Below are 17,198 nucleotides of genomic sequence, written 5' to 3' on the forward strand. Positions count from 1 at the left end.
CATATCCACACTAATATCTACTTATAATTAATACCGATATTATATATTTCTTCAATAGTATATCTATGTGATCTTTACATGCATTTGCTTATATTATTTGTCTCCTGTATTTTATTGTAAAAGCTATATTATATTTATAATTGTATCTGCTATGTGATAAACTATCATTGTACATTTCGAACATATCTCAAATGCATTTTAGTTGTAGTTAGCAAAGCTTCTTTTATTTTATATTGTAGATTTTATCTTTTTCTACTCATAGCTATAAGCTTTTTTGTATTTGGAATACCACAGGTTTTACCTGTGGTATTCCAAATACAAAAAAGCAATTAACTTTTAAAGTTAATTGCTTGATGGTGGAGATAAAGAGATTCGAACTCTTGACCCTCTGCGTGCAAGGCAGATGCTCTCCCAACTGAGCTATACCCCCATATGGTGGACCTTCAGGGACTCGAACCCCGGACCAACCGGTTATGAGCCGGTTGCTCTAACCAACTGAGCTAAAGATCCATTTACCTGGCAACTACCTACCCTGCCACAAAGCTACCTCTGCAGTACTCTCGGCACAATGAAGCTTAACCTGCCTGTTCGAAATGGTAAGGAGTGTTACCTTCACGTCATTGCCACCAGATATCATTTATTGACAAAACATCTCTGTTACAGTTTTATATTATACTTTCTTTTTCTTTTACTGTCAACACTTTTTCACGAACTATTCAGGGCAAACGTATGAAAGATGATATTTTGTTGTTTAAAAAATATATATTTAAAATTTAAGAAATAATAATATTAAATTTTCACAATTTTTAACATGACTCAAAAGAAAATATTTTCAAATAACCAGATAGTCCTTATTGTAGGATGTATCCCGTAATATCAAAAATAAGCTCAATTTTATTAAGCTAGAAATGTGTGTTTTACAACTAGGTCTAGAAAAGTTTCATCTGTCATCGCCTTGGCTCTTTTTCTTGGGCCACTCATTGTTTTTTCAGTTTCTATATTCCTAAGTATATTAAGTGCAAATTTTCTAAGTAGTGATAGGTTCTCGGGACTATGTTCCTTCCTGGTTCTATTAGAATCCTCATCAAAAACTACATCAAGTACCCAATGCATACTTTCAATACTCCAGTAATTGCGCACGGCATTTGAAAACTTTACAGCATCAGCTGGCAGTGAACTTATATCTGTCATTTGCAAAATCTTCTATGGCAACCCAACTATTGAAGTTTGCCAACATACCAACTACAGATATAAATAATATATCTGATAGTTTATGCCTAATTTTTGCTTTCTGTCTCTAATCTGCTATACTTCCAAAATAATCTATCATTTTATTTCTTATCATATCACCATACTCCATATAATTTAAAGGAAGTCTTAAATCCATAATTCAAGCCATCTTTACAGTTTATTTACTCATGTGTTTGCCCTGATTAACTATTAATATATCAATTATTAAAATTTTATAGAGAATTTATTATATCCTTAAACTTATTACCCCTCACCTCAAAATTAGGAAACATATCAAAGCTTGCACAAGCAGGTGAAAGAGTTACAATATCACCTTTAACAGCAATCTCTTTAGCCTTTGAAACTGCTTCTTCAAGCGAGTTAACTGAAACTATTGGCACATCAATATCTTTGGTAATTTTCAATTTTTCAAATGCCGCCTTTATTTTATCCTTTGTATTACCCATTAAGATAAGAGTCTTTATTTTAGAATATCCTTCTTCCGCCAATACACCAAAAGGAATTTTTTTATCATATCCGCCTGCTATAAGTATGACGGGCTTTTCAAAAGCCTTAAGGCCAGCTAAAGTTCTAGTTGGACTTGATGCTATTGAATCATTATAATATTTAACTCCATTTAGTTCTCTCACAAACTCACATCTATGCTCCACACCTTGAAAAGTACTAGCAACTTTTCTCATACTATTAGTACTTGCATCTCCTTGTACAGCACAAAAAGCAGCTAATAAATTAGCAACATTATGCATACCCTTCAATTTAACATCTTTTATTTTGCATATCATATCTTCATCAATATATAAGGTATTATTTTTTAGATATCCACCATAATTTAATTCTTTATTTATACTAAACTGTTTCACTTTTCCTTGAGCTTCATTTACCATGGAATTAGTGTAACTATTATCTTTGTTTAATACTACTAAATCACCATTCTTTTGATATCTAAATATATTCTTTTTGGCATTAACATACTCTTCCATGCCCTTGTGTATATCCAGATGATTGGGGCTTATATTGGTTACCACTGCTACATCAGGTGAAACATTCATAGTCATAAGTTGAAAGCTAGACAATTCAAGCACAACTCTATCATCTTTATTTATTTCCTCTATCTTTGAAAATAGAGGCATCCCTATATTTCCCCCAACCCAGCACTTATATCCTTCATTCATAAGCATATTATATATAAGTGTTGTAGTTGTAGTCTTACCATCACTTCCTGTAACTCCATATATTTTTGAAGGGCAGTATTTTACAAACTCCTCAATCTCAGAAGTTATATATGACCCTTGGGATTTTGCTTTTAAAAGAGCTGGGCTATCTATTCTCATAGATGGAGTTTTAAATATAACATCAAAATTATTTAAATTGTCCAAATAATTTTCTCCAAGTATAAGCTCTACTCCTTTACTCCTTAATTCTTTTGATATTTTCCCTAATTGGCTTTCACTTTTTTTATCAAATGCACTTACCCCAGCACCTAATTTTAGTAAAAAATCAATTAACGGTCTATTACTAATTCCTATACCTACTACGGCTGTTTTTTTACCTTTTATAAAGACTTTAAAGTCATTAAAGTTATTCTCCATCTAAAAACCCTCCAAAAATAAACTATCTATCAATGATCTTTATTAATTATATCACTTATAATTCCATATTGTTATATTTTTTTGTGTGCATTATTTGAAGTTTTATTGTTATTATTAGCGAATAAAGTCGAAATTGTGAGAAAATATTTAATTTAACAACTTTGCACTTGTATATTGAAGTTTATTATTATTGTATGCTATACTAAGATTGTGCCGTAAGGAAGCATTAATATAATTCCCCAAGTTTTAATTAAACATATAACATATCCCCATGATTAAACCCTAATTTACCGGATGCTAGCATCCGGTAAATTTTTTATCCATAATTATTACAGCAAAACTATATTATGTATTTTTTCCTGGCTTTTTTATAATCATGTAAATGATATTATTATATTAATTTATAAAAACAGTATTTGTATCAACTAAAATAGCATACAGCTATTTTAGTAATAACCATATGCTTTATGTTGTATTTAAAATTCAACTTTTTCTTTAAGGAAGTCATTAAGCTTATCTATACTTATTCTAAATTGTTCCATAGTATCTCTATCTCTTATAGTAACAGTATTATCTTCAAGTGTATCAAAATCAACCGTTATACAATATGGTGTTCCTATTTCATCTTCTCTTCTATACCTTTTTCCAATACTACCCGCTTCATCATAATCTACATTAAATTCTTTTCTTAAAACATCATATACCTGAGAAGACTTTTCTGATAATTTCTTACTTAGTGGAAGCACTGCTGCTTTAAATGGAGCTATAGCTGGATGTAAGTGCATAACTAACCTTGTATCTCCTCCATCAAGCTTTTCTTCATCATAAGCATCAACTAAAAAAGCAAGTACAGCTCTATCTGCTCCTACAGATGGTTCTATACAATAAGGAACATATTTTTCGTGAGTTGTAGGATCAAGATAACTCATATCTTTACCTGAATGACCTTGATGCTGTTTTAAATCATAATCAGTTCTATCTGCAATGCCCCAAAGTTCTCCCCAACCAAAAGGAAATAAATATTCAATATCAGAAGTCGCATTACTATAATGAGAAAGTTCTTCTTTATCATGATCTCTAAATCTTATATTTTCCTTTTTTAATCCTAATGAAATTAAAAAATTCCAACAATAGTCTTTCCAATAGCTATGCCATTCTAAATCTGTACCTGGTTTACAAAAAAATTCTAGTTCCATTTGTTCAAACTCTCTAGTTCTAAACGTAAAATTACCTGGAGTTATTTCATTTCTAAAAGATTTTCCTATCTGTCCTATCCCAAAAGGTATTTTTTTCCTACTAGTTCTCTGAACATTTTTAAAGTTTACAAATATCCCTTGAGCTGTCTCTGGTCTTAAGTATATTTCAGATTTCGAATCTTCAGTTACTCCTTGATAGGTCTTAAACATAAGATTAAATTGTCTTATATCAGTAAAATTGCTTTTTCCACAGTTAGGACATGCTATATTATTATCATCTATATATTTTTTTAGTTTTTCATTGCTCCAACCATCTGCACTGGCCTTTTCAATACCTTGAGATGTCATATGTTCTTCAACTAATTTATCGGCTCTAAATCTTGATTTACAATCTTTACAATCCATAAGTGGGTCGGAAAAATTTCCTACATGTCCTGAAGCTACCCAAACTTCATTATTCATAAGTATTGCACAATCTATTCCAACATTATGTTTATTATCATGAATAAATTTTTGCCACCAGCATTTTTTTACATTGTTTTTTAATTCTACCCCAATTGGACCATAATCCCAAGTGTTTGCAAGTCCTCCATATATATCTGAGCCTGGATATACAAACCCTCTATTCTTGGCTAAAGCAACTATCTTATCCATATTTTTATACATATTAAACTATTCTCCTCATATAATAAATTTATTTTTCACATAAAAAAAGAGCATGTTTAAAGGGACGAATTATATATCCGCGGTTCCACCCTTTTTAGCAGATGCTCATCTTTAAATAATAACAGCTCAAAAGCTCCATTCGTAATAAAATCTCAGCTGTTTACACCATTTACAGCCTCTCTGTTGAAATAAATATTACTACTATACCTTGTCATAACCTATTATATTAAATTGTTATAAAATAAATAGCTCCATGAAAATAACCAAACTCAAAATTTGTTCTAAGTTACTTACCATAGAGCAACTTAAATACTATAAAATAATATTACATTATTTTAATGGTTTCATAGTAGGAAATAATATAACATCTCTTATTGAAGATGCATTTGTCAAGAACATTATAAGCCTATCTACTCCTATTCCCAATCCTCCAGTTGGTGGCATTCCAATTTCAAGAGCATTGATAAAATCTTCATCCATCATATATGCTTCATCGTCACCAAGTTCTCTTTCATTTAACTGCTGAATAAATCTTTCTTTCTGAACTATAGGATCATTTAATTCTGAATAGGCATTACATATTTCTCTGCCATATATAAATCCTTCAAATCTTTCAGTAAACTTGTCATTTCCTCTTTTCTTCTTAGTAAGAGGTGATATTTCTACAGGATAGTCTAATACAAAAGTTGGCTGAATAAATTTTTCCTCACAAAATTCTTCAAACATAGCATCTAATATATCACCTTTTGTACAATCTTTTAATTCTTTTTTCAATTCAATATTTTTTTCTTTAGCTATTTTTTGTGCTTCACTATCATCTTTTATTTCATTAAAATCAACACCAGTAAATTTATTTACCGCATCAACCATAGTAATTCTATTCCATGGTGGCTTAAAATCTATTTCAGTATCTTCATAAACTACTTTTGTAGTACCAAGAACTTTTTCGCATATATAAGCTATCATATTTTCTGTTAATTCCATCATATCATTGTAATCTGCAAATGCTTCATATAGTTCTATACAGGTATATTCTGGATTATGTCTTACATCCATACCTTCATTTCTAAAGTTTTTGCCTATTTCATAAACTTTTTCAAACCCACCTACAATAAGTCTCTTTAAATATAATTCAGTAGCAATTCTAAGATACATATCCATATCAAGAGTATTGTGATGAGTTATAAATGGTTTTGCTGCTGCTCCTCCAGCTATTGTAGATAATATAGGTGTTTCCACCTCTATGAAATCCCTTTTATCTAGATATTCTCTCATAGTTCTAATAATAGCTGTTCTCTTTAAAAATGTATCTCTTACATCCTGATTTATTATTAAATCTACATATCGCTGTCTATATTTTAAATCCGGATCTTTTAATCCATGCCACTTTTCAGGTAATGGTTTTAAAGATTTACATACAAGTTTAAAATCCTCAATATGAATTGTTATTTCACCAGTTTTTGTTTTAAAAACTCTACCTGTAACTGTTAATATATCACCTATATCATAAGTTTTATATTCCTTTAGTTTTTCTTCTCCAACATCATCTATTTTAATATACATTTGAATTTTGCCATATCTGTCATATAGATCAGAGAACCCAGCTTTTCCATGTACCCTTTTGGACATAAGTCTTCCTGCAACAGTAACAGTTTTTCCTTCAAGAGACTCATAATTATCCCTTATCTGTTCTGAAGTATGAGTTCTGTCAACCTTATATACATCAAATGGATCTTTGCCTTCATTTTGTAGTTGAAAAAACTTTTGTCTTCTTTCTTCTATAAGGGCATTAAACTTTTTCTCTAACTTATTAAAGTTTTCTTGCTTTGTCATTAAGTTTATCCTCCAATTATTTTCTTATACTGAGTATTTTATATCTACTTACTCCATCTGGAATTCGTACTTCAATTATATCATCAATCCTTTTATTTAATAAACTCTTTCCAACTGGTGATTCATTAGATATTTTATTATTAATAGGATCCGCTTCTGCAGAACCTACAATATGATATTCTACTTCTTCATCAAAATCATAATCTTTAATTTTAACAATTGAACCTACACTTACTATGTCTGACGGAATTTCACTCTCATCTACTATAGTAACATTTTTCAACATATTTTCAAGTTGTACTATTCTTCCTTCAACAAATGCCTGTTCATTTTTAGCATCATCATATTCAGAATTTTCACTTAAATCTCCGAAAGAAAGGGCTGATTTAATTTTTTCAGTTATCTCCCTTCTTTTTACTGTCCTTAAATTTTCAAGTTCATCCTCAAGCTTTTTTACTCCTTCATAAGTTATTAATTGTCCTTTTAATTCACTCATCTTAATCTCCCCTTTTATAAATAATATCCCAATAATTCTTATAAATAATATTTTAAGTAATTATAAAATAGCATTATTTTAATGTCAATTAAAATTTATTACATTGTCGTTAAATTTTATATTATTTAAAAATACCCCATTATATTCTAATGATTTATCTATATCCTTTTCATCCATCTGATTTAATATGGAACCTAGAACTTCAAAATACATATTTCCATCTTTAAAATTCCAGGGCACCTTATAAGTTACATCATTAATATTTAAATTGTTTTTTATGCCTTCAACAAAGTTATTACAAACATGCCATATACATATATCTCTATTAATAACTAAATTTCTGGATGCTATTATAAAGTCAGCATTATCAAAAGAAAACTGTTTATCCAAAGTTATTACAGGTGTTACGCCATAGTTTGCTATAATATATTCTCTAATCTGGTTAGCTTTTCTAATATTTTCTGAAAGTAAAACTATAAATTTTGCTTCTTTTGCAAAAAAGCATATCGTTCTAAACAATATAGAATCTGATGCATCATAAACCACTATGCAACTATTTTTTACACTTTTTTGTATATTTCTAAGTATCATCTGAGTGCTTTTATAAATACTAAAAGCCATAAGATCCTTTTGAAAATTATTATATATACTATAGTCTAAATACCTATATATTTTAGGTGCCAATTTTATATCATTATTTCTACACAATCTTTTAGCTCTCAATAAATTGTTATAATAGGCCTTTTTATTTATATTAGGTGGTAATTCTATGTCAGTAATTTTAATATTGAGATCCTTTATAAAATACTTCCCCTTAACTCTTATTTTAAGTCGGTCTTTTATTCTCACAAAGAAGCCATTATCTTTATATACTTTATTTGAGCGAGAATTTGCATATAAAACTGGTTGCATCGTACTCTTCCTATAAATTGCTTACATAATATACTATTAGGAAAATTAAATTAAGATTACTGCTAATATAAAAAATTTTTATATGTTTCTAAAATTTCTATAACTTTTTCAATGCTGTCTTCACAATTTATTTTATCTTTTATTTCCTTACTTGCCTCAAGCCCTTTTAAATACCAGCTCATATGTTTGCGCATCTCTAACAAAGCTCTTCTTTGACCTTTATATTTTATAGATCTTCTATAATGGTCAATACATAAATCTATTTTTTCTATATCAGTTGGATACTTAACTTTTTTGCCTAATCTTTTTTGTCTTATCTGTTTAAATATCCACGGATTTCCCATAGCTCCCCTGCCAATCATAATACCATCACATTTAGACATATCAAGTCTATATTGAGCTTCATCAGCTGTTTTTATATCTCCATTTCCTACAACCGGTATACTTATCATATTTTTAACTTTACTTATAATGTTCCAATCTGCCGTTCCTGTATACATCTGTTTGCTAGTTCTTCCATGAACTGTTATTGCATCTGCTCCTGCTTGTTCAATTCTTTTAGCAAAATCCAATACATTTATGTGTTCAGAGTCAAATCCTATTCTCATTTTTACTGTAACAGGCTTTAAGGACTCTTTCTTTACTGCCTTTACTATTTTCTCTGCTATATCTGGAGTCTTCATAAGGGCAGAACCGTCACCATTTTTTACTATTTTAGGAGCCGGACAACCCATATTTATATCTACTAAGCATATATCATCTCTAAAATTAAAAATTTCGCAGGTCTTTGCCATTATATCAGGCTCACTTCCAAAAATTTGCACAGCACATGGTTTTTCTTTTTCTGATATATCAAACATATGCTCAGTTTTACTATTTCCATAAAAAAGAGCCTTTGAACTTATCATTTCTGTATAAACTAATCCACATCCCTGTTCTATGCACAATTCTCTAAAAGCAATATCTGTAACACCTGCCATAGGTGCGAGAAACACATTATTTTTTAACCTAAGATTTCCTATTTGCATTTGAGTATATATTCCTTGTTTTTATAGTAAATAATCCTAAGTCCTGTAAGAGTTAATATTGGATCTATCATATCTATAGAACCAGATTCTTCATTTATAAGCTTTGCAAGTCCCCCTGTAGCTACTACAAAAGGTTGATCTTCTCCCATGGCAATCATTTCCTGTCTCATTTTTTTTATTATATACTCAATCTGCCCAACATATCCATATATTATTCCTGCCTGCATACTTGTAACAGTATTCTTACATATGACACTCCGTGGTTTTACTAATTCTACACGTGGAAGCTTAGCAGCTCTTTCAAATAATGCATCTGAAGATATTTGTACTCCCGGACAAATAGTTCCACCCAAATAATCTCCATTAGCCGTAAGTGCACAAAAAGTAGTGGCTGTACCAAAATCTATTATAATAGCTGCTCTATTATAAATTTCATGAGCTGCTACTGCATTTACTATTCTGTCAGCTCCTACTTCTCTTGGATTATCATATTTTACATTTATACCTGTCTTTACTCCAGGACCAACTACAACTGGTTTAACTTTAAAATATTTTACTATCATATGCTCAAGCGAATACATTATGTTGGGAACTACAGAAGATATTATAGCTCCTTTTATATCCGCAATTTCTAAATTATTTTTTGCAAAAAGCTGAATTACCTGTATACCATATTCATCAGCTGTTCTCTTAGAATCAGTAGATAATCTCCATACGGAGACAAGGTCATTATCATCATAAATTCCAATTACAATATTAGTATTTCCAACATCTACAACTAAAATCACTATGTAACACCGCCCTTAGAAAACTAATCAAAACACTCTTAAATTAATATTACATAATTAAAGAGCAGCTATATAAGGCTGCCCTAATTTACATTACATTGTCAATTAATACCTTTAATTTTATCAATAAAATATGATTTGTCAAGAGCTTTATATACTATAGAAATCTAAACTTTACTAAAATATTATCATGCATAATACAAATCAATTTTTATTTAATTATTTTTTAGTTTTTTCCATGAAGTCATGACTATTTACTATGAATCTTATGTGAGATCCTTTTCCTATTACTCCTTTATCATCTCTAGCTTCTACTTCAAAAAATAATTTTTTTCTATCAATTTTAGTAAGTACAGCTTTGCACTCTATGTTTGCACCTACGGGTGATGACTTGACATGTTGTACATTCATTTCAATTCCTACTGTTGTACAATCTTCAGGTATATCCTTTGCAACAGAACTTTTAGCTGCATTTTCCATAAGAGCTATCATGGATGGTGTTGCATAAACTTCTAAATCTCCAGATCCCATTTTTAAAGCAGTATCATTTTCAGTAACCTTTACCTTCCTAGTAAATACAGTTCCCTCTTTTAAATTAAATTCCATTTAATCATCTCATTTCCCATAATTATTTTAAACACTTAAAGATTATTTATTTTTTAACATACTTTTATAGTACTAGAAATTATTTTATATTTCAAGTACTATATAAATTTAAAAATACACTCTATAGATTAATCTATAGAGTGTATTTTTAAGCTTGATTAAATATTTCCAAAAATTCATCAGCCTCTACCTTTTCTTTTTCAAGCAATCTCTTAGCTACAGCATGAAGTTTATTTATATTGTCTGTTAATAATTTCTCAGCTCTTTTATATCCATTATCAATTAATTTTCTTATTTCTTTATCTATTTCAAAAGCTACTTCTTCACTAAAGTTTCGTCCTTTGCCCAAATCTCTTCCTAAAAATACTTCGTCATGCCCTGAACCAAATGCTATAGGTCCAAGACCACTCATACCATAATCCATAACCATTTTTCTAGCAATAGTTGTAGCTCTTTCAATATCATTTTTAGCTCCAGTACTTATATCACCTATTATAATCTTCTCAGCTACTCTTCCTCCGAGAAGACCTATTATTTCTTCTTCTAATTTAGTTTTTGACATATAAGAGGTATCTTTTTCAGGCAGGTGCATAGTATATCCTCCAGCCATTCCTCTTGGTATTATACTTATCTCATGTACTGGATCTGATGTAGGTAAAAGCTGCATAACTACCGCATGACCAGCTTCATGATAAGCCGTAAGCTTTCTATCTTCCTCATCTATTACTCGACTCTTTTTCTCTGGTCCTGCAACAACTCTAGTTACTGCTTCTTCTAGCTCTTCCATTTCAACTACACTTTTGTTCTTTCTAACTGCAAGCAGTGCTGCCTCATTCATAAGATTTTCCAAATCTGCTCCTGTAAATCCAGGTGTTCTCTTGGCAAGAACATCTAATTTCACCTCATCTGAGAGATGTTTATTCTTGGAATGAACATTAAGTATTTCTTCCCTTCCCTTTACATCTGGTGCTCCTACTAATATTTGCCTATCGAATCTTCCTGGTCTGAGAAGTGCTGGATCCAATATGTCTGGTCTATTTGTAGCAGCTATCATGATTATACCTTCATTTTGACCAAAACCATCCATTTCAACTAAAAGCTGATTCAAAGTTTGTTCTCTTTCATCATGACCTCCGCCAAGACCCGCTCCCCTTTGCCTTCCAACAGCATCTATTTCATCAATAAATACTATACAAGGAGAATTTTTCTTTGCCTGGTCAAATAAATCCCTCACTCTTGAAGCACCAACACCAACAAACATCTCCACAAAGTCAGATCCTGAAATACTAAAGAAAGGTACACCAGCTTCACCAGATATAGCTTTTGCCAGCAATGTCTTACCTGTACCTGGAGGTCCTACAAGAAGAACTCCTTTAGGTATCCTTGCACCCATTTCAATATATCTTTTAGGCTGCTTTAAAAAATCAACTATCTCTGCAAGTTCTTGTTTTTCTTCTTCTGCTCCCGCTACATCATCAAAGGTAACTTTTTGCTTATCAGGTGTTGCCATTTTAGCTCTGCTTTTGCCAAAATTCATAACACCACGATTTCCTCCACCACCTTGAGATTGCTGCATAAACATAAACCATACCGCGACTAACACAAGTACTAATAAAATTGTAGGTAAATACTGAACCCACATAGGAATTGTAGCTGGTTTTGCATACATCTCCTGTACCTGACCATCTTTAGGATGCTGTCCTATAAACTGAAATAATCTTTCAGATGGAACTATTGTTTCATATTGGGTACCATTTTTCAAACTTCCTCGTACTGTCATTTTGTCTTCTCCAAGTTGGAAACTCTTTATGTTGTTACTTAACCAACTTTTTTGGAATTGATTAAAGCTAATAGCAGTTGAACTCTGATTAGTTCTTACAAGCAATAATGCTACTAGAATTACTAATACAAAAATTACCATCCAGGCCGTTGCACTTGAAATTTTCTTCATTAAAGGCCCCCCTCTCTTTATGGTTTTACTCTGTAAAATTGTATCATATGCTAAATTTGTTTACAACGGATATAATTATTATTTATAAACATCATCCTTTAATACTCCCACATAAGGAAGATTTCTATATTTTTCTGCATAGTCCAAACCAAAACCTACTAGAAAGTAGTCCGGAACCTGAAAACCTATGTATTTTGAATTAACATTAACTTTTCTTCTCTCTTCCTTATTTAGGAGACAAGCTATTTCTATGCTGTTTGGTTTTCTACCTTTCAAGTAATCTAAAAGATATGAAAGAGTAATACCTGAATCTATTATATCTTCTACAATAAGTATATGCTTATTATGTATCTCGAAGTCTAAATCCTTTAATATTCGTACAACGCCAGAACTTTTAGTAGAATTTCCATAACTGGAAACTGCCATAAAATCCATTGTACATGGAATAGTTATTTCCCTTAATAAGTCTGCCATAAAAGGAACTGATCCTTTTAATATACCTACAAGCATTAGATCTTTTCCTCTATAATCTTCACTAATCTTCTTTCCTAATTCTTGAACTTTCTTCTTAATTTCATCATTACTGATAAGAATTTCTTTGATATCATCACTCATATCATACATAATTATATTTCCTCTCCTTCAAACTCTATAGCTAAAATTTTTTTAGTATGTTTATCTATTTTAAAAAGTTCTCCCATCCTGTATCCAACTACCCATGCTATACTTTTTCCAAAACATATGAGTGGAATATCATTTCTTCTTTCCTTTGATATTTTTAGATCTATAAACATATTTTTAAGTTTTTTACTTCCTTTCATTCCTATTGGTATAAATTTATCTCCTTCTTTCCTATTGCGCAATATTATATTTCCTTTTATCTTATCATAATCAAAGTATTGTATAAATTTATTTTTACTTATATTTTTAATACCTTCATTACAATAAGATTCTATATAAACTGCACAATTATTAGAAATATTATTTATGCCCTCATGAAGTACATATATGTCATTTGACATTTTAGCTTTTTTAATATTCTTACTTATAATCATATCGCCATAATCATTTGAAACTATTATCCGATTGGGAAGCATAATCTGTTTTCCTGTAGAATGCTTTTGAATACGCATTATGTCATAAATGTGTATTTTTTCAAAATCATATAGATTACCACATACGTCTCTTAATGATAATCTTAAAATTCTAGAAACTATTGCTTCATCTTCTAAAAATGCCTCTTTAGATATTATAACCTTTTCTGGGCAAGTATCACAATATTTTTTAAATTTTTCTTTAGCTATACTATCTAAATAGTTATTATCAACTTTTATAGTATCAGATAATCTATTTATAGTATTTATTATATCTTTATTGAAGTTTTTTTCTATATAAGGAATGAGTTCCAATCTTATCTTATTTCTCGAATATATAGTTTCAAGATTCGTCTTATCTATTTGTGGATTTAAATTTTCTTCCTTGCAATAATTTTCAATTTCACACCTAGTGGTATTTATAAGGGGCCTTATAAATTCATGATCACGTACAGCCTTTATTCCAGTTAGCCCCTCTAATCCAGTGCCTCTCATAATTCTCATCAGAACAGTCTCGGCCTGATCATTTGCATTATGTGCTATAGCTACCTTTTGGGCTCCAACTTCCTTTTTAACTTCATTAAAAAATTCATATCTTACTTTTCTTCCTGCAGTTTCACAGGACATATTTCGCTGCTGTGAAATTTTATTTATATCAACTCTTTTACTCCTAAACTCAATATCTAAACTTTGGCAAAAGTTCTTAACAAACTTTTCATCCTCATCTGATTCTTTTCCTCTAAGACAATGATTTAGATGTGCTACATACAAGTTTATATCAAGTTCTTCCTTAAGTTTATATAAAATATGCAAAAGGCAGAGTGAATCAGGTCCTCCAGATACAGCTACTACCACTTTATCTTTTTTGCACAACATATTATTTTCTTTTATAGTATTAAGTACAGTTTTTATCAAGATAAACACTTCCTGAAAATAGTTTATTTTAGAAATAATATCTTATATTATAGCATAATTATGTTGGCATTTGTGATGAAATGCTCTATACTCTTACTTAATAAAGACTATACACTTTCTCAACTATTACTGTCATATCGTCTTTTATCTTGCCACCAGAAAGCTCTTTTGACTTCTTGATGATATTTTTACTCATCTCCTTAGGATCATTACAATTTAAATCTCTAATGAAATTTTCCAGCCATTCCGAAGTACCGGCAACTTCACTATTATAATCCAATATTCCATCGCTGACCATTATTATAAAATCTCCATTCATAACTCTTTTATTTATTATTTCTATATCTGGTTTATCAAGCACACCTATTGGAAGTGTCTTTGATCTTATTACCTCTACAGAGTCTCCTCTTTTTATAAAACTTGCTACTGCTCCAACCTTTATGAAGTCTACTTCACCCTTATATAAATCTATACTACTTAAATCCAGTGTTGAAAATTTTTCGTCTTCTGTAAATTTAATACTCATGATAGAATTTACTGTATTTATAGCTGTAAGTTTATTAAACCCTGACTTAGTGAATTTCTCTATAAGCTTTACTGAAGCATCACTTTCTTTATTGGCTTGAGGCCCTGAACCCATTCCATCACTTATAATAGTCATATAGCTTCCATCAGGAAGTTTTCCATAAGTATAACTATCTCCACTCAGCTTTTCACCATTTTTACATATCCTACTTACATAGGCTGAAATATGATACTTTGGTGTCTCCTCAAAAACTATACCACAATTTTTCATTTCTGAATCTATATTGCATCCATCATCACTTACACACATAAGCTTTCCAGTAATACTATTTATAAGAGGCAGTACTTCCTTTATACATTTTTGTTGGCCTCCACATGCTTCCATAGACATTTTTACAATTAAATGATTGTTTTTATCATTGAAACAAAATATGTCTTTATAATGTATTTTATCTTTAGTGAGTATCCTTCGTATTCCATTTTCTATTTCAGGATTAAATTTTATATTCATATTAAATTCGTCAACTATTTCTGATACTGATGTACTCATATTTCCTATTTGCCCTGCAAGAAGTTCCCTACACTCACTTAATCTATTCCTCCACATTTCACTTATTATATAGTTATTTACAATATCTTGGGTATTATCCATAAGCATTGTTCTCTTTATACACTTTTTATCTAAACTTTTAGGAATAACCTTTTTATTTGCTTGATAATTCTGTATAATCTCTGAAAACATATTGTAAGTATTATAACTTTCCCTTCTCCAACACAATGTTTTCATAGAGCAATTAGAACAAACTCTATCTGCTAAATTTTCAACTAGGGCACTACTTTTATTTTTCATAGCCAGTTTATCATTATCAGCTAGTTTTCCCAAAGTAAGGGACATGTTAGATAGTACATCTGCAAAATTGTTAAGCTTTTCAACTAAAATACCTTTAATTTTTTCTGCATAATTTTCTCTTTGATATTCCCTCTTTTTTTGCCAATCCAATTCCACTGCCATTTGCTGGTATACCTTTTTAGGTATGGCTATAAATATAGCACAACCTATTAATATCTCAGGTATTTTAAATTGAGGCCCTATATTGGAATATAACTTTAATATTATAAAGGCTAAAATATATGAAGATGCACTCATATATTTTCCTGTTTCTCTAAAAATTCCTGAAATAAGACCACACACTCCATATACGGCAACATAAACAAGCATTTGATTGGAAGTTATTCCTATTATTGCACCCATAGCTACCCCAGACGCTGCTCCTTGAGCACTTCCCTTTACATATCCTAGTATAAGTACAAGAGTTAAAGCTGCTATATTTCTAAAAGATACTCCATATATAGCTATGCCCCATGTTCCAGATATTATAAAAGATGCAGTAACAGCCATACTTATTATTTCTTCATTACTATAAAGATGTCTAGTTTTTAATTCTCTAAAGCATATTATTGAATAGTTAATAATAAAATATAATGGAAAGATACATAAAACTTCAAAGAAGGAGTTAAAAAGGGATACTGTAAATGAAAACTTCACAATCAGAAATTTATAAAATAGTATTTCAGCAAAAATTGAAGAAAATATCAAAATAGATTTTTTCATCTTACTTACTTCACTGAGAATATATCCTATAATAGCTATTGTAGCACTCACTGTACAGTACATAGCCAAATATTTTATGTTTCCATACATAGAAATATAACCAAATAATGTTCCTAATGCTGACAAAACAATAATTTTCCTCTTCTCAGATACTATAATAGCAGTAAGAAAAGCTATTCCAAAAGGAGCCATCAAATTTATCATCATTACTCTGCCAACTAAAAATGCTGCTAAGAAATAAGATGCAAGTTTTACTATATCCGATAATTTTTCAGATCTATTTTTCTTTTCTGTACTTTTAAGTTTCCCCGTTCTTTCAAAAGGAGATACTTCTACTCCATATTGCATTACAAATCACCCACCTCATAAAATAACTGTTTCTATTATAACAATACCTTCTGGAAATAAATGTCACAAACTGATAGAAGGTCATATTTTTTTTAGGACATTTATTCCTATGTTTTTTGTTGATTTTTATTTTAGACAATTATTTTTATAAAAGTGAATTTAATTATTTTTATATGTCGTTTATAGAGTTTAATTACAGAGAGTTCTAAAATATCCACACATGCCTTATAATATTATCCACAATGTGACTTATTTTATTTTAAAATTGTTAATAACTAAAAAGACTTTACTATAATTAAGTAAAGTCCTAAAAAATATAAAAAAAGCTGTTAAACAACAGCTTCTAAATACACTATAAAATTAATGGTTGCGGAGGCAGGATTTGAAC

General features: G+C 30.2%; 14 protein-coding genes, 2 tRNA genes, 1 rRNA gene and 1 other annotated feature. All 17 genes read right to left on the reverse strand.

The genetic code is table 11. From position 1 onward, the window contains the following. Nucleotides 1-354 precede the first annotated feature (354 nt). Nucleotides 355-430: transfer RNA gene (locus tag J418_RS0112605), tRNA-Ala, on the reverse strand. A 3-nt stretch (nucleotides 431-433) separates the two neighbouring features. Beyond that, nucleotides 434-510, reverse strand: a tRNA-Ile gene (locus J418_RS0112610). A gap of 4 nt (nucleotides 511-514) precedes the next feature. After that, nucleotides 515-631, reverse strand: a 5S ribosomal RNA gene (gene rrf / locus J418_RS16220). A gap of 266 nt (nucleotides 632-897) precedes the next feature. Beyond that, on the reverse strand, nucleotides 898-1,191 hold the full coding sequence (locus tag J418_RS17115; protein ID WP_017753218.1) for an ISAs1 family transposase: 294 nt from the start codon (nucleotides 1,189-1,191) through the stop codon (nucleotides 898-900). Next, entirely contained in the window at nucleotides 1,163-1,282 is a 120-nt protein-coding gene (locus J418_RS17120) for a transposase family protein (RefSeq protein ID WP_080601013.1), read from the reverse strand. The genes J418_RS17115 and J418_RS17120 overlap by 29 nt, the downstream gene beginning before the upstream one ends. 181 nt (nucleotides 1,283-1,463) lie before the next feature. After that, nucleotides 1,464-2,840 carry a UDP-N-acetylmuramoyl-L-alanine--D-glutamate ligase gene (murD, locus tag J418_RS0112625; RefSeq protein ID WP_017753216.1) on the reverse strand — a complete coding sequence of 459 codons (1,377 nt, stop codon included), beginning with the start codon at nucleotides 2,838-2,840 and terminating at the stop codon, nucleotides 1,464-1,466. 476 nt (nucleotides 2,841-3,316) lie between these two features. Further along, a complete protein-coding gene (locus J418_RS0112630) occupies nucleotides 3,317-4,702 on the reverse strand; it encodes a glycine--tRNA ligase (RefSeq protein WP_017895769.1) in 1,386 nt (461 codons plus the stop codon). Nucleotides 4,703-4,759: 57 nt separating this feature from the next. Continuing rightward, nucleotides 4,760-4,926, reverse strand: a binding site (T-box leader). Between the two features lie 106 nt (nucleotides 4,927-5,032). After that, the gene (gene lysS, locus J418_RS0112635; protein WP_017895770.1) at nucleotides 5,033-6,535 is read right to left on the reverse strand and encodes a lysine--tRNA ligase; all 1,503 of its coding nucleotides are present in this window, start codon (nucleotides 6,533-6,535) and stop codon (nucleotides 5,033-5,035) included. Nucleotides 6,536-6,551: 16 nt separating this feature from the next. Then, a complete protein-coding gene (gene greA, locus J418_RS0112640) occupies nucleotides 6,552-7,031 on the reverse strand; it encodes a transcription elongation factor GreA (RefSeq protein WP_017895771.1) in 480 nt (159 codons plus the stop codon). An 84-nt stretch (nucleotides 7,032-7,115) separates the two neighbouring features. Beyond that, the gene (locus tag J418_RS0112645; protein WP_017753212.1) at nucleotides 7,116-7,943 is read right to left on the reverse strand and encodes a hypothetical protein; all 828 of its coding nucleotides are present in this window, start codon (nucleotides 7,941-7,943) and stop codon (nucleotides 7,116-7,118) included. 62 nt (nucleotides 7,944-8,005) lie between these two features. Then, nucleotides 8,006-8,971 carry a tRNA dihydrouridine synthase DusB gene (dusB, locus tag J418_RS0112650; protein ID WP_017753211.1) on the reverse strand — a complete coding sequence of 322 codons (966 nt, stop codon included), beginning with the start codon at nucleotides 8,969-8,971 and terminating at the stop codon, nucleotides 8,006-8,008. Continuing rightward, complete coding sequence (locus tag J418_RS0112655) at nucleotides 8,962-9,759, reverse strand: type III pantothenate kinase (protein WP_017895772.1); 798 nt, start codon at nucleotides 9,757-9,759, stop codon at nucleotides 8,962-8,964. The genes dusB and J418_RS0112655 overlap by 10 nt, the downstream gene beginning before the upstream one ends. 219 nt (nucleotides 9,760-9,978) lie before the next feature. Next, complete coding sequence (locus tag J418_RS0112660; protein WP_017753209.1) at nucleotides 9,979-10,365, reverse strand: thioesterase family protein; 387 nt, start codon at nucleotides 10,363-10,365, stop codon at nucleotides 9,979-9,981. Between the two features lie 148 nt (nucleotides 10,366-10,513). Then, on the reverse strand, nucleotides 10,514-12,316 hold the full coding sequence (ftsH, locus tag J418_RS0112665; protein WP_017895773.1) for an ATP-dependent zinc metalloprotease FtsH: 1,803 nt from the start codon (nucleotides 12,314-12,316) through the stop codon (nucleotides 10,514-10,516). 78 nt (nucleotides 12,317-12,394) lie between these two features. Beyond that, entirely contained in the window at nucleotides 12,395-12,940 is a 546-nt protein-coding gene (gene hpt, locus J418_RS0112670; protein WP_017753207.1) for a hypoxanthine phosphoribosyltransferase, read from the reverse strand. 2 nt (nucleotides 12,941-12,942) lie between these two features. Then, on the reverse strand, nucleotides 12,943-14,325 hold the full coding sequence (gene tilS, locus J418_RS0112675) for a tRNA lysidine(34) synthetase TilS (RefSeq protein ID WP_017753206.1): 1,383 nt from the start codon (nucleotides 14,323-14,325) through the stop codon (nucleotides 12,943-12,945). A gap of 97 nt (nucleotides 14,326-14,422) precedes the next feature. Beyond that, entirely contained in the window at nucleotides 14,423-16,810 is a 2,388-nt protein-coding gene (spoIIE, locus tag J418_RS0112680; protein WP_017895774.1) for a stage II sporulation protein E, read from the reverse strand. Between the last annotated feature and the right edge of the window lie 388 nt (nucleotides 16,811-17,198).

The organism is Clostridium tyrobutyricum DSM 2637 = ATCC 25755 = JCM 11008 (assembly GCF_000359585.1).
In the GTDB taxonomy this organism is placed as follows: domain Bacteria; phylum Bacillota; class Clostridia; order Clostridiales; family Clostridiaceae; genus Clostridium_B; species Clostridium_B tyrobutyricum.